This is a genomic window from Microcoleus sp. bin48.metabat.b7b8b9.023 (assembly GCF_013299185.1).
Classification (GTDB): domain Bacteria; phylum Cyanobacteriota; class Cyanobacteriia; order Cyanobacteriales; family Microcoleaceae; genus Microcoleus.
On record NZ_JAAFKG010000003.1, the window covers coordinates 41,574 to 55,437 of the forward strand.

A 13,864-nucleotide genomic window follows, 5' to 3' on the forward strand; every position below is an offset into this window, starting at 1 on the left:
TTCTAAACGCTCGGAGGACTAAAGTCCTTACTACAAACCTGTTCGATCGTTCGGACTTTAGTCCTATTCTAAACACTCGGAGGACTAAAGTCCTTACTACAAACCTGTTGCGGCTGGCTTTACAAAAATTGTGCTGTCACATCGGAATTGACTAGGGTATTCGCGCACAAAATACCCGATGCTGCGACGGCGGGAACCCCGATTCCGGGCATGGTGCTGTCTCCCACTCGATATAAGCCTTTGACTGGTGTTTGCGGCCCGGGAAATGTGCCTTTTCCAGCGGCGATTGCAGGCCCGTAGGTTCCTTGATAGCGGTGCAAAAATCGGGCGTGGGTTAGCGGTGTACCGATCGACTCCAAGACTATTCGCGATCGCAAATCCGGTATAATTTTTTCTAAAGCTTTGAACAGAGATTGCGATCGCCCTTGTTTCCTTTCCTGATAACCGCCGCCATACTCCCAGCCTGCGTAAGGTTCCAATGTATAGGCGTGAATCGCGTGATGTCCGGGCGGTGCAAGAGTTGCATCCCACACAGTCGGAATCGAAATCATGCAGGTATTTCCGGGTACTGTAATGTCAACCTTGCTGTCATGAACGACGACGTGGTGGCCGGTCAAGCCTTCGATTCCTTCGGCTTTAATGCCTAAATGCAGGTGCATGAAACTGTCTACTGCGGGCATAGATAAGGCAGTTTTTCGATAACTTGCAGGCAAATCTTCGGGGCGCAGTAATTTTGTATAAGTATCCCAAACTGTGGCATTTGAAATCACAATGGGGGCGCGGATTGTTTCGCCACTTTTCAAGCGAACTCCCGTAGTTTTGCCAGATTCAACTAATATTTGCTCGACGGGTGTTCCCAATCGCAACTTTCCACCCCAGCGCTGCAAACCTCGAACTAAGGCATCCACGATCGCACCGCTGCCTCCTACAGGATACTCGATCGCCGATCGCGATCGTTCGCCAATCATAAAAGCGATTTCTGGCGCGACAGTTTCGTGCGCTTTCAAGCCCGATAGCAAGAAGCACTCCAAATCGATCAAACGCCTCACCCAAGGATCCTGCACGTCCCTATCCATTAATGTACCAGCCGAACTGGCGATCGCACCCAATGACGGCAAAAGCTTCAGCAAAGCAGGCGAGTAGCGAGACAGCAACACAGGTATCAACCGCCAGTCGGATCTCAGTGCTAAAGCCGGAATTCCCCGCAAACCTTCATATAAAACTAATAAATTTTGTTGAAATTGCTGCAATTCTATAGCACCTTGCGGTGCGAATTTAGCTACAGCATCTAAGTAATTTCTCGCATCAGCATAAACTGGCAAACTTCCCTCAGGAAAATGGTAATGCCCCAGGGGATCGTAAGCAATAGCTGCGATCGATTCCTCCAAAATATTCAAGACTTGCCGCAAAGGATTCAGCGACTGGGCGTCACTCAAACCGCAATAAAAAGAAGGCCCCGAATCAAAGTGAAATCCCCGGCGCGAAAAGCTGTGAGCAGCCCCGCCCGCTATGGTGTGGCTCTCGCAGACGAGTACCCCTTTACCGTAGCGAGCCAGCATCGCACCCGCCACTAAGCCACCAATACCGCTGCCAATTACGATCGCATCAAAGTCTTGCATTTATCAAATGTGGTATGATTTTATTATTTATCGCTGACTCTTGACTCGCCCAAAAACGGGTACTGTGCCACGTACTTAAGTCGTGGACATACTAAGATTTTACACTCTTGTTCGGGTTCCTTTGATTCAATGTGAGAGTAAATCTAAAATCTAAAATCTAAAATCTAAAATCTAAAATCGACTAATAGGGTATTTTTTGGGGGATAAAAACTATGCAATCTTTATCTATTTTAGATGAAGTTGTTCGCGAACTTGAACAAGATCTGAATCTTTCGCGCATTAAAAAAATCATATTTTTTGCTTGTAAAGAGAGTTGGGAAAACGATCCGGCAAAACTTGCCAGCGAAGATGTAGGAAAGTTGATTGAAGAGATCTGTGCTAAATACAGCAGGTTAGAAGATATTGAAACAGTTTTAAACAATATCGTTGCCAAGGTTAACAAAAAAACCGAGTACGCCTTAGTGGCAGATAAAATCGTCTGCCAACTGAGCAGGCTTTACGAATACCAAGATTTTACCAAATTAGAAACAAATATATCTAATTTTGGTGGTAGCGAAGCACCTGCATTTGATGACCACTTCAATTCGCAACTGCCCGCAGGGGAGTCGCCAGAAAGAGACGCCGGAAACTTGTTTGATGTCCGACAAAAAATTGTACAGCAAACCAATCCGCTGAGGGCAAAAATCCTGATTTTTTCTACTCTTTATCACGAATTCACTTTTAGCGAGCGCGATTGGCTGCTGCTTAAAACCCAAGAACTTGACAAGCTGCTGCGACAACTATTTAATGTCTGTGGCAGCCTGGCCGAACTCGAATCTAATTTGTACGGAACTGCGGGCAAACTCGACAACACCGACGAATGCGACCAAGCAGCTAGCGTGATTATCAAAGCAATGAATCCTTGTTACGCAAAATTGCAACAGGAAGAACGCGATATAGCCGAAGATTCGGTTAGCGAAGATTCGTCTACCGAAGACTACGATCAGACGCATTTAAACAACAGTTTTTATGAAGATATTGTTCCGGTTGACAGGCGCAACGAATATTTTGAACCTGGGGATATTACTCAGATCATTCAAGCTGCTCCGGCTCACTATCATTATGACCCCCAGAAGAGTTACTTAGTGCCTGCTCCGGTAGAAAGCATACAGTTTAAAGACTCAAAAACCAGCAGCAATAATGCCACTGCTGATGTCAGACAGGAATTGGTAGAAACAGTCGAAGTTGCAGAAATGCCGACAATTGTCGAAAGTGTAGAACCAGCCGCTCCTGTTACTATCAATATTACCGATTCCATCAAACGCAAGTTGGGATTGGAAGAGGAAATGAAAGGCTTAGTCAGTCAAAGTGCTAACTCCACAACAGCGCAAATAGAACAAATATTCAGCGAGTTAGAAGCTGCTATGAACGGAAAATTTTCTACAGAAAGTGCCGAGGAGCGTTTGTATTGGAAATATAAAAGTCTCAGAAATTATGTAACAAGAGTTCAGGAATTTACTGACAAATTAATGGAAATGCTGAGCGAAGTTGAGTCAAAAGAAAGCGGGTTTTCTCCTACTCAAATCCAGGAGAAGATTGCCGAAAATAGTTCAGCAACAGAGCCACAAAACTCTAGCCACAAACCAAATCAGTATCAGCTTGTGGAAATGGCAAAACAAGGCAAACCAAAGGCGATCGCCATTTTGATCAATCAACTGCTACAACCCAAGGGAATTACTGCCACAGCGGGATTTAAAGATGGTTGGCTCCACGTCATTCTGGAGTCTGCCGAAGTCCCAAGCCAACAGGATACAGCTACATACATTTACAAAAAACTGGGTACTTTAAAATCACAGTCTCTGACTCATGTGAAAATTCACGGGCGACAATTCGGCAACAAAACAGTCGCTTGGACTCAAGATTTTGTGAATAAAACTAATTAAATGCCAAGATTAAAATTTGTGTTCGCAAAAACTTTCATCCCTTTCTAAAAGACCCTAACTGCCATCAATCTATAAATATAGCGCTTCTCAAAAAAGTGAGATATGCCCTATGCCCTATGCCTATGCCCATGAGTAACTCATCTTTCTGAGAAAGGCTATAGCAAGTACAGTTTGCCAAAAATCAACAACAAAACAACATGAATGCTAGCGAAATTTTAAGGCGATATACATCAGGAGAACTGGATTTTCAAGGTATGAATCTAAGAGGCGTTCACCTGAGCGGTGCAGATTTAATTGGCGTCAATTTAAGCAGTGCAGACCTCTGGGGTGCCAACTTAACGATGTCATACCTGAACAGAATTAACCTTCAGCGTGCAAATTTAACTAATGCCAAGTTTTCGGGTGCCAACTTAAATCAGGCAAACTTAAGCGGAGCAAATTTGTCTGATTCCGACTTCCACGGAGCTAGTTTGCAAGGTGTAGATTTTCGTAAAGCCAACATTTCTTTGGCAGTTTTTATCGATACAAATTTGACTGATGCAGATATGCGAGGCGTCAATTTACAAGGTGCAGATTTACGCGGTGCTTGCTTGCGCGGTGCGAATTTCCGGAAGGAACAGCGGATTTTTGAGGGTGCAAATTTACGGGGTGCAAATTTGCAAGGTGCAGATTTGCGGGGTGTGAATTTGCTGGGTGCAGATTTGACTAAAGCTAATCTCAGTCAAGCGAATTTGACTGAAGCATCTTTGCGGGAAGCAAATTTGACCCAGGCAAATTTGAACCAAGCTATTTTAGATGGCACATTTTTAACTGAAGCAACTTTGGTAGAAACAAATTTTTCCTGGGCTGTGATGACAAATGCTAAATTGGAAAGAGCTGTGTTAATTGATGCTGAATTGGCTGGTGCTAATTTGCGCGGTGCGTTTTTTCCTGATGCTAAGTTGAGTAATGCTAATTTGGTGATGGCTGATTTGAGTCGTGCTAATTTGGTGCGGGCTGATTTGAGTCGTGCTAATTTTAATCAGGCGAATTTGAGTGAGGCTGATTTGACTGATGCTTATCTGGCTCGAACTGATGTGCGGGATGCTATTTTGCACCGCACAAGTTTGATTAGGGCTGATTTGAGTACGGCTAATTTAGCGGGCGCTCAATTCCGCGGCACGATTATGCCTAATGGAGAATTGCACGGTTAGGAATTGCTAATTGTTAGGTACGTAGTTGCGCTTCAGCGCTCTTTGCTTATATAAAGAAAGAGCGCTTTCATCGCAACTACATACCTGGAAATTCTATAATCAATCTATATTCTAAAATCTACAATCAAATGGCAACACCAGTTGATTTTCCTAAATATCTGCAATCTCTAATTAAGTCCTATGAAAGCCAACCGGATCTCTACACGCTGACAGATTTACAGGTGGAGGTGCGGGTGGAAATTTCACCGGAAGATCGATCGCCCGAAACTCCCAAAAATAAACCAGAAACCAAAATAGAGCGCCTGGAAGTGCTCGCAGGAATCCGCAAATACCTGCGCGACGGAAATGTGCTGCTAGTGGGGAAGCCCGGTTCGGGAAAATCGACGGTTTTGCAGCGTTTTCGGTGGGAATTGGCACGGGAAGCATTGAAGGATTGCGATCGCCCGATTCCGATCTTAGTGCAGTTGAGGAGCGATCGCTCGATCGAACAAGCAATTTGTGCCGAATTTCGCCAAGCCAAACTCAGAGTTAGCACGGAAGAAGTGAAAGATTTGCTGTTAGATGACAAGTTGCTGCTGTTGCTGGATGGCGTGAATGAGATTCCATCACAACAACGGCGGCAGGAATTCCAGCTATTTCGCGACGAAAATTCCGATACGCCGATGATTTTGACGACGCGGGATTTGGCGCTGGGCGGATCGTTCGGGATTGAGAAAAAGTTAGAAATGTGCGCGCTAACGGAAGCGCAGATGCGGGAGTTTGTGCACAAACATTTGCCGCAACATGGAGATTTGCTGCTGCGACAGTTGCGCGATCGCCTGCGAGAAATTGCAGAAACGCCGTTGCTGTTATGGATGATGTGTGAGGTGTTTGAAAGTACCGGGGAAATTCCGCAAAGTAAGGGCGAATTGTTTCAGAAGTTCGATCGCCAGTATGACGATTTCAAAGGTTGTATCCCGGTTTCAGATGATTTTCGGCGCTTCAAATCGGATATTTTGCCGCAGTTGGCTTTTGTGATGTTGCAGGGCGATTTGCAGCAGCCTGCGGAGGGTTTGGTGGCAATTTCGCGCGATCGGGCTGAGGGAATTTTGGAGTGCTGGTTGCGCGCTCGGGGGGTGCTGGATGCGCCAACCAAGGCGAAAGAATGGCTGGAGGATTTGCTGGAACATCATCTATTGCAGGTGGCGGCAAAGCCGGAGGAAATTGAGTTTCACCACCAATTATTTCAGGAATATTATGCGGGGCGGGCGTTGCTGAAACTGTTGGTTGAGAAGCATCAAGATGCGATCGATGATGAAAGGTTACAGCATTTCTATTTGAATTATTTTAAATGGACTGAGCCTCTGGCGTTCATGCTGTCGTCGTTGGGGGATGAGGTGCAGGCGGTGCGGGTGGTGCGGCTGGCTTTGGATGTGGATTTGATGTTGGGGGCGCGGCTGGCGGGGGAGGTGAAGCGGGTGTTTCAGCAGCGCACGGTTGGGTTGGTGGATGGGTTGGATGTGCCGGGGTGGTTGAAGGTTGGGCTTTTGGGAGAAGTGCGATCGGATGAGGCGATTCCAGGGTTACTTAAGTTCGTTGAAGATTCAGACTCTGATGTGCGTAGGAGGGTTGCAGATGCGTTAGGTGCGATCGGTTCCGAGCTGGCGATTTCTGAATTGTTTAAACTCGTTGAAGATTCAGACTCTCATGTGCGTTGGAGTGTAGCAGATGCCTTAGGCAAAATCGGTGACAAGGCAGCAATTTCTGGATTGTTTAAACTCGTTGAAGATTCAGACTCTGGTGTGCGTTGGAGTGTGACAGATGCCTTAGGAGAAATTAGTTCTGACGCGGCAATTACGGAATTAATAGAACTCCTTGAAGATTCAGATTCATATGTGCGTATGAGAGCGGCATATGCTTTAGGCAACATCGGTTCCGAGGTGGCAATTCCTGGATTGCTTAAACTCGTTAAAGATTCAGATTCATATGTACGCAAGAGTATGGCATATGCCTTAAGCAAAATCGGTTCCCAGGCAGGGATTACGGAATTACTTAAACTCGTTGAAGATTCAGAATCAGATTCATATATACGTATGAGTGTGGCAGATGCCTTAGGCAACATCGGTTCCGAGGTAGCAATTCCCGCATTACTTAAACTCGTTGAAGATTCAGAATCACATTCATATATACGTATGAGTGCGGCAGATGCTTTAGGCAACATCGGTTCCGAGGTGGCAATTCCCGGATTGCTTAAACTCGTTGGACATTTAGATTCATATGTGCGTATGAGTGTTGCAAATGCCTTAGGCAAAATCGGTTCCGAGGCAGGTGTTTTAGGCTTACTTAAACTCGCTAAAGATTCAGATTCATATGTGCGTAGGAGGGTGGCAGATGCCTTAGGTAAAATCGGTTCCGATGTCTGTATTTTAGGTTTGCTTGAACTCGCTAAAGATTCAGATTCATATGTGTGTATGAGAGCGGCAGATGCCTTAGGCAACATCGGTTCCACAATAGGAATTCCGGAATTATTTAAGCTGGTTAAACATTCAGATTCATATGTGCGTATGAGTGCGGTAGACGCCTTATATAAAATCGCTTTTGACGTAATGATACCTGACTTAGTTGAACTCGTTGAACATTCCGATTCATATGTGCGTAGAATAGCGGCAGAAGCCTTAGGTGAAATCGGTGACAAGGCAGGTATTTCTGGATTACTTAAACTCCTTGAAGATTCAGATTCATATGTGCGTATTACTGCGATAAATGCATTAGGCAATATCGGCTCCGAGGCTGGAACTTTGGGCTTACTTAAGGTCGTTGAAAATTCAAAATTATATATGCGAAAGAGTGCGGCAGAGGCATTAGGCAAGATAGGTAACAAGGCTGCAATTCTGGGGTTATTTAAGCTCGTTGAAGATTCAGATTTATATGTGCGTAACAGTGCGATAGATGCGCTCGCCAATATCGCTAAGCAGCACAAAGAGAAAGTCGCCCCCCATCTCCCCCACCTCCTCACCTTAATTCCCTCCGAATTCGGTACAAAAGTTCACCCCATCATCCTCGCCATCCAAGCCGCCTGCAAATACTACGACTATGAGATTCGTCAGTTGTCCCTAACACCGCAGCCAGCCAAACCACCCCAACCAAACGAGCTCCTTGCTAAAATTGACGAAACCACCCAGCAAATCGACAACAGAACAAAACAAATGGCTGATCAACCCACCCAAGACTTCTCCAAAGCAACCTTCAACGCCCTCGTCAACTTCGGCACCAACAACGGCAATCAAGCCCAAAACCTCACCATCGCCGCCCAGCAATCCTCCCCTGAAGCTGCACTGAATGCAGTGGTGCAAATCATTCAGGCATTAGAAAAAAAGTATACTTATGTGAAAGACGAAGAACAAGCACTCAATATTATTGATGCAGAATTTAAGGAAATCAAAGAGCAAAAAGGCATCGAGTGGCAAAACCTAATCAGCGTCAAACGGCTTTACAACGGTGGCAAAAATGCAGCGGTGAAAGTTGGCGAACACTTCGCCGAATCAAACCCCTGGGGTAAAGGAATTGTTGCTTTCATTGAAGGCGTATCCGAAGACGTGAATTAGCCATAGGAATTACGCACGGGAACTCAGAAACCGGGTTTTTGCGAAGATACTTCGTTCGTACTCGAAGATTAAGTAAAAAACCCGGTTTCTCACCCCACCCGCCACTACTGCCAACTGCCAACCGCCAACTGACTAATGACTCCTTAAAACAACTTTAGCCGATCGCGCAAAATCTCAGCTTGTTTTTCCGATTCCGCCAAAGCATCCCTCGCGCCCTGAACCACATCAGGAGTAGCCTTATCCACAAACTTCTGATTAGTCAAACGCGCCGCCGTATGCTTAATTTCAGCTTCTACCTTAGCCAGCTTCTTCTCCAACTTACCGCGCAAAGCCACTAAATCGACCACACCAGCCAAAGGAATTAAAACTTGGACAGTACCAACAACCCCAGCAATTGTCTGTCCCAAATCAGCGCCTAAACTAGCTGTCACCGTCAGATTTTCGACTTTCGCCAAATCTTTGATGTAAACGCTTCCATCCAAGAGAATTTGGCGTTCCTTTTCATTTTCGCTTTGCAAAATCGCTGTCACCTTCACACTCGGTTTGATATCCGAATCAGCCCGCAAATTGCGAATAGTGCGAATAGTCCCGAACAACAACTCAAACTGCTGTTCTAATTCTGGATTAATTAGTGATGGTTCTGGTTCAGGATAAGCTTGCAAAGCCAAACAATCACCATCACCAGTTTGAGTCAGAGTGTGCCAAATTTCCTCAGTAATGTGCGGCATAAAAGGATGCAGCAATTTCAGAATTCCTTCCAACACAAAAGCAAAAGTTTGCTGTGCAACTTTCTTAGAATTGGGTTCAGCATCCTGTTGTAAGCGAGACTTGACTAACTCAATATACCAGTCGCAAAAATCGCCCCAAATAAACTCGTAAAGCCCCTTCGCCGCTTCTCCCAAACCGTAATTTTCTAAACAAGTGCGACTTTGTTGTACAACTTGATAATAGCGAGAAAGAATCCAGCGATCGCTAAGGTTCGTAGTAAGGACTTCAGTCCTTTCTTGTTGAGGACTAAAGTCCTCACTACGAACCTGGTTTGTAGTAAGGACTTCAGTCCTCTCCCCATGAGGACTAAAGTCCTCACTACGAACCAGATAGGGAGGACTTCCCAATTGCTGAGGAGTTTGTCCTTCCAGATTCATCATCACAAACCGGGCGGCATTCCACAACTTATTAGTGAAATTCCGGGAAGTCTCCACTGATTTAGATTCATCAGTTTTGCGATCGTACTCCATGCGAATATTCTGCCCGGCCCCAATCACTTCCTTAACCAAAGTGTAGCGCAAAGCATCAGTCCCGTACTTCGCAATCAACAACAGCGGGTCAATACCATTGTTTTTACTCTTAGACATTTTGTGGCCGTTTTCATCCAACACCAAACCGTGAATGTAAACAGTCTCAAAAGGCATCTTTCCAGTAAAATGTCCCGCCATCATCGTCATTCTAGCAACCCAGAAAAAGATGATATCAAAACCCGTAACTAAAGTAGTTGTCGGATAGTAAAAATCCAAATCCTTAGTTTCGTCCGGCCAGCCCAAAGTTGAGAAAGGCCACAATCCCGACGAAAACCAAGTATCTAATACATCTGGATCTCTTGCTAACTGGACATCCCGACCAAACTTAGTCTCCGCTTTTTCCCTAGCTTCAGCTTCTGTTTTCGCCACCACAAACGGAGTTGTATCAGTAATTTCGCCGTTAGTCTCGCTAACAGCATACCAAGCCGGGATTTGATGTCCCCACCACAATTGTCGGGAGATACACCAATCTTTTAGCTTCACCAACCAATCGCGATAAACCTTTGTCCATCTCTCAGGAACAAAGACTGGTGAATTATTTTGATCTAAGGCTTCTAAAGCACGTCCAGAAAGCGGATCTATTTTCACAAACCATTGAGTAGATAACAGCGGTTCGACGGGAACTTTGCCGCGTTCGCTGTAGGGAACTGTATGTTTGTAATCTTCAATTTTTACCAAAATACCATCTGTTTCCAGCCGCTTAATCACATTCTTGCGAGCAACAAATCTGTCTTGTCCCTGGAACTCTCGGGCATTTTCATTTAAAGTACCGTCTTTATTCATGATGTTGATAAACGGCAAATTGTGACGCTTACCCATCTCGAAGTCATTCGGATCGTGGGCGGGAGTCACCTTCACACAACCTGTTCCGAAACTCGCATCAACTAATTCATCGGCAAAAATTGGAATTTCGCGATCGACAATTGGCAAAGTGACAGTTTTACCGATAAGATGCTTGTAGCGATCGTCCTCAGGATTCACAGCAACGCCAGTATCGCCCAACATCGTCTCCGGTCGAGTCGTCGCCACCTCCAAATAACCCGAACCGTCCGTCAAAGGATAGCGGAAGTGCCACAAATGCCCCTCAACTTCCTGCTGATCCACCTCCAAATCCGACACAGCAGACTGACTCGCCGGACACCAATTCACCAAATAATTGCCGCGATAAATCAGCCCCTCATCGTAGAGGCGGACAAAAGCTTCTAAAACCGCAGCGGATAAGCCTTCATCCATCGTAAAGCGTTCCCGCGACCAATCGACAGACACGCCCAAACTGCGGAGTTGATTAGTAATAGTATTGCCAGACTCAGCTTTCCATTCCCAAGCCCGTTCTAGGAATTTTTCTCTACCTAAATCGTGGCGAGTTTTGCCTTGTGCTTTGAGTTGTTTTTCGAGAATAGTTTGAACAGCGATACTAGCATGATCCGTTCCCGGCAACCACAGGGTATTGCGTCCAGTCATGCGGTGATAGCGGACGAGGACATCAATTAGGGTTTCTTCAAAGGCGTGTCCCATGTGGAGGCTGCCAGTCACATTTGGCGGCGGGATGACGACGCAGTAAGGTTCGCCGCCTTTTTCTGGATCGGCTTTGAAGGTTTGGTTGTCTTCCCAGTATTTTTGCCACTTGGTTTCGGTGGCTTTGGGGTCGTATTGGGGCGGTAGGTTTGCGGTCATGGTGGCTTTGGAGTTGTATCTTATTTATGATTGTGCCACAGGAGAGGGAAGAGAAGAGTTTTTAACCGCAGAGGGCGCAGAGGACGCAGAGGGAAGAGTATTGCGAGGGTTTTGGGTGTAGTGAAAACCTTTCATCCCTCTCCTCTCTGCGCTCTCTGCGCCCTCTGCGGTAAAATCCTCTTAATATCTATTTCACTTCTCTATAATCCACTTCATTAAGAGAAGATTTTTGAACCGCAGAGGGCACAGAGGGCGCAGAGGGAATAGTGTTGCGAGGGTTTTGGGTTATGATTTTGATATTGATTTGAAAAGAGGAGAGGGGAGTTGGCAGAGGATCTTAATGAATTGAGTTACGCTGTGATTGGGGCGGCGATGGAGGTTCATAAGGAGTTGGGGCCGGGGTTTTTGGAAGCGGTATATGAGAATTCGTTGCGTGAAGAACTGTTGCGGCGGGGAATTCGTTTTGACCCTCAACCTACGGTGAATGTTCTTTATAAGGGTGTTGTGGTTGGGGAAGGCAGATACGATATGCTGGTTGCTAACACTCTGGTTGTTGAATTAAAGTCAGTCCAAACTATACTGCCTATCCATGAGGCTCAAGTTATATCATATCTGAAGATGACTGGTTATCCTCTCGGTCTTCTCATTAATTTTAATGTCCGCTTTTTAAAAGAAGGAATCCGCCGCCTGATCCTGTCTTAAAAAACTCTCACTTTTCCCTCTCTGTGTTCTCTGTGCTCTCTGTGGTAAAATCCTCTTATTAAGAGAAGATTTTTTTTACCGCAGAGGGCGCAGAGGGCGCAGAGGGAAGAGTGTTATGAGAGTTTTGGATGTTGTGGAAAATTCTCTGATCTTTCTCCTCTCTGTGTTCTCTGCGGTCTCTGTGGTAAAATCCTCTTAATATCTATTTCACCTCTTTATAATCCACCCCATAACTCGTATCTCTCCCCGACAAATATGTAGTTTTCCCCGTTAAAGTCTCTAAAGTTTCTCTCGTTTTACTCGAAGTAATCGTATTCAGCGGCACTCCCAACTTGCTAGCCAAACCCGCCGCCACGCCCACACCTTGTCCTTGATAAATATTCACCGTCGCAATTCGCCCGACTGATACCGCCATCCCGACATAACCGGACGATCGCCCTACGATCGCCAAATTACTCACTTTACTAGCCAAAGCGCTCTCTATCCCAAAATTATAGGTTGGCAGTGGCGGAATTCTCGATTCCAAATCCTTGACTCCGCCCCGCAAGTCGAAATCATAGGAAAAACTGCCGATCGACTTTTCGGCCTCGGTTCCTCCTTTGATAATCTCCTTCCCACTTAGCGGCGCCACCACATCCCGAACGTTCAAAGTTTGTCTGATGTAAACTTCATCAGGGATAAATACTCTCACATCTTTACCCGATTTTTTTTGCAGCCATTCTTGCAGATATGACATTTCTTTTAGCATCTCAGGAGTCGGTTTTCTGTCGTTAGCTTCCATCTTCATTAGTTGGTCAACTTGATATTTAAACAGAAAGCCGTTCCACGACATGGAATTATCCTTATAAACGCAAATATTTGCCTTGTCAAAAAAGAAGCCTTTATCTTGAGTAAAGGGCAGATTTCTATCAACATGATATGCCGCTCCCAAAGCTACACTTCTAATATTGTAGCCGTCTCGATATGCCTGATAAATCGGGCTTAAAAAATTCCTCATCCAAAATTCGGCACTCGCATCATCTTTATATTTGGTAATACTTGTTTTAATCTTTTCTACTAAAGGCGTGTTGTAAAGAATCTCATCTTCCATTCTACGGAGATCGGATATCGTCAGGCCCGTAATTGTCGGAACTATAGATATCGCTAAGGTTTCATTTTTGGATTTAATATTTTGCGATTCATATCCTGTATAATAAGATAACCCGGCTTTGACTGCGAGTTCGGCATCTTGAGTTACGTCAATGAAAGAGTTAGCTTTGATTTTGATGCCACTGCCTTTTACTTCGGCATATTCAATTTTTTTATCGACTACGTGGGGAGTGAGAGTCGAGTTGGAAATAACTTTAACTCCGGCTGCTGAAAGCATATCTTTGAGTGCTTTATCTGCTGTTTTTGGTTCCAAGCAAGATTCGGGCACGTTGGCTTTGTCGAGGAATTCCCGGAAACATTGGGCGTAGGGTTGGTTGTACCAATCTGGGATTTTATCTAAATCGACGTAACCTAAACCGCCGCGAGTGAGTACGCCGCCTAACATTGCGGTTTCATGATTCGATCGCACAACAGCAACTTTGCCCTTTTCACCTAGGGTTTTCTTTGCCCAGATAGCTGCACATATCCCCGGCACTTCATCGCCATATACTACTACATCAAACTTTTGATCCGGTGATTTGTGGGGTTCTGCTGCGGGCGGGCTGCTGGATTTTTGCCGGATAGTTTCGGTATCTGATGTGGCGCTGGCTGGGTTTCTGTGTGTGATGTCATTAGCAGCTTGTTGGAAGTGCGGAGAGTCAACTAAAATTTTTACGGCTACGAAGAAGATTGCAATGGCGGCTAATTTCTTGAAAGTAAAGGGCATTTAGTTGACTCGTTAAT

At 45.3% G+C, this 13,864-nt stretch carries 7 protein-coding genes; 4 read left to right on the plus strand and 3 right to left on the minus strand.

Annotated features, from left to right (window positions below; genetic code table 11):
* Positions 1 to 119 precede the first annotated feature (119 nt).
* On the minus strand, positions 120 to 1,619 hold the full coding sequence (locus QZW82_RS02595; RefSeq protein WP_293144137.1) for an NAD(P)/FAD-dependent oxidoreductase: 1,500 nt from the start codon (positions 1,617 to 1,619) through the stop codon (positions 120 to 122).
* A gap of 212 nt (positions 1,620 to 1,831) precedes the next feature.
* Between QZW82_RS02595 and QZW82_RS02600 the strand changes: the two genes are divergently transcribed.
* The 3 genes from QZW82_RS02600 (at position 1,832) to QZW82_RS02610 (ending at position 8,318) form a co-directional block, all read left to right on the plus strand.
* The gene (locus tag QZW82_RS02600; RefSeq protein ID WP_293144140.1) at positions 1,832 to 3,541 is read left to right on the plus strand and encodes a hypothetical protein; all 1,710 of its coding nucleotides are present in this window, start codon (positions 1,832 to 1,834) and stop codon (positions 3,539 to 3,541) included.
* A 197-nt stretch (positions 3,542 to 3,738) separates the two neighbouring features.
* Positions 3,739 to 4,734: a pentapeptide repeat-containing protein gene (locus QZW82_RS02605; RefSeq protein WP_293144143.1), complete on the plus strand. Its 996-nt coding sequence runs from the start codon at positions 3,739 to 3,741 to the stop codon at positions 4,732 to 4,734.
* Between the two features lie 128 nt (positions 4,735 to 4,862).
* Positions 4,863 to 8,318 (plus strand): HEAT repeat domain-containing protein, encoded by a 3,456-nt coding sequence (locus QZW82_RS02610; RefSeq protein WP_293144146.1) that lies wholly within the window; start codon positions 4,863 to 4,865, stop codon positions 8,316 to 8,318.
* Between the two features lie 143 nt (positions 8,319 to 8,461).
* Here the strand turns inward: QZW82_RS02610 and QZW82_RS02615 are convergent, their stop codons facing one another.
* Positions 8,462 to 11,290, minus strand: coding sequence for a valine--tRNA ligase (locus QZW82_RS02615; protein WP_293144149.1), 2,829 nt, complete (start codon positions 11,288 to 11,290; stop codon positions 8,462 to 8,464).
* 324 nt (positions 11,291 to 11,614) lie between these two features.
* Here QZW82_RS02615 and QZW82_RS02620 point away from each other — a divergent pair, with 324 nt between their 5' ends.
* The gene (locus QZW82_RS02620; RefSeq protein WP_293144152.1) at positions 11,615 to 11,992 is read left to right on the plus strand and encodes a GxxExxY protein; all 378 of its coding nucleotides are present in this window, start codon (positions 11,615 to 11,617) and stop codon (positions 11,990 to 11,992) included.
* A gap of 202 nt (positions 11,993 to 12,194) precedes the next feature.
* Here the strand turns inward: QZW82_RS02620 and QZW82_RS02625 are convergent, their stop codons facing one another.
* The gene (locus QZW82_RS02625) at positions 12,195 to 13,847 is read right to left on the minus strand and encodes an FAD-dependent oxidoreductase (protein ID WP_293144155.1); all 1,653 of its coding nucleotides are present in this window, start codon (positions 13,845 to 13,847) and stop codon (positions 12,195 to 12,197) included.
* Positions 13,848 to 13,864: the final 17 nt, after the last annotated feature.

What these genes read in the sequence shown, in the direction of transcription:
- QZW82_RS02595 (WP_293144137.1), bottom strand. Translation starts at nt 1,619, where the DNA reads ATGCAAGACTTTGATGCGATCGTAATTGGCAGCGGTATTGGTGGCTTA.
- QZW82_RS02600 (WP_293144140.1), top strand. Translation starts at nt 1,832, where the DNA reads ATGCAATCTTTATCTATTTTAGATGAAGTTGTTCGCGAACTTGAACAA.
- QZW82_RS02605 (WP_293144143.1), top strand. Translation starts at nt 3,739, where the DNA reads ATGAATGCTAGCGAAATTTTAAGGCGATATACATCAGGAGAACTGGAT.
- QZW82_RS02610 (WP_293144146.1), top strand. Translation starts at nt 4,863, where the DNA reads ATGGCAACACCAGTTGATTTTCCTAAATATCTGCAATCTCTAATTAAG.
- QZW82_RS02615 (WP_293144149.1), bottom strand. Translation starts at nt 11,290, where the DNA reads ATGACCGCAAACCTACCGCCCCAATACGACCCCAAAGCCACCGAAACC.
- QZW82_RS02625 (WP_293144155.1), bottom strand. Translation starts at nt 13,847, where the DNA reads ATGCCCTTTACTTTCAAGAAATTAGCCGCCATTGCAATCTTCTTCGTA.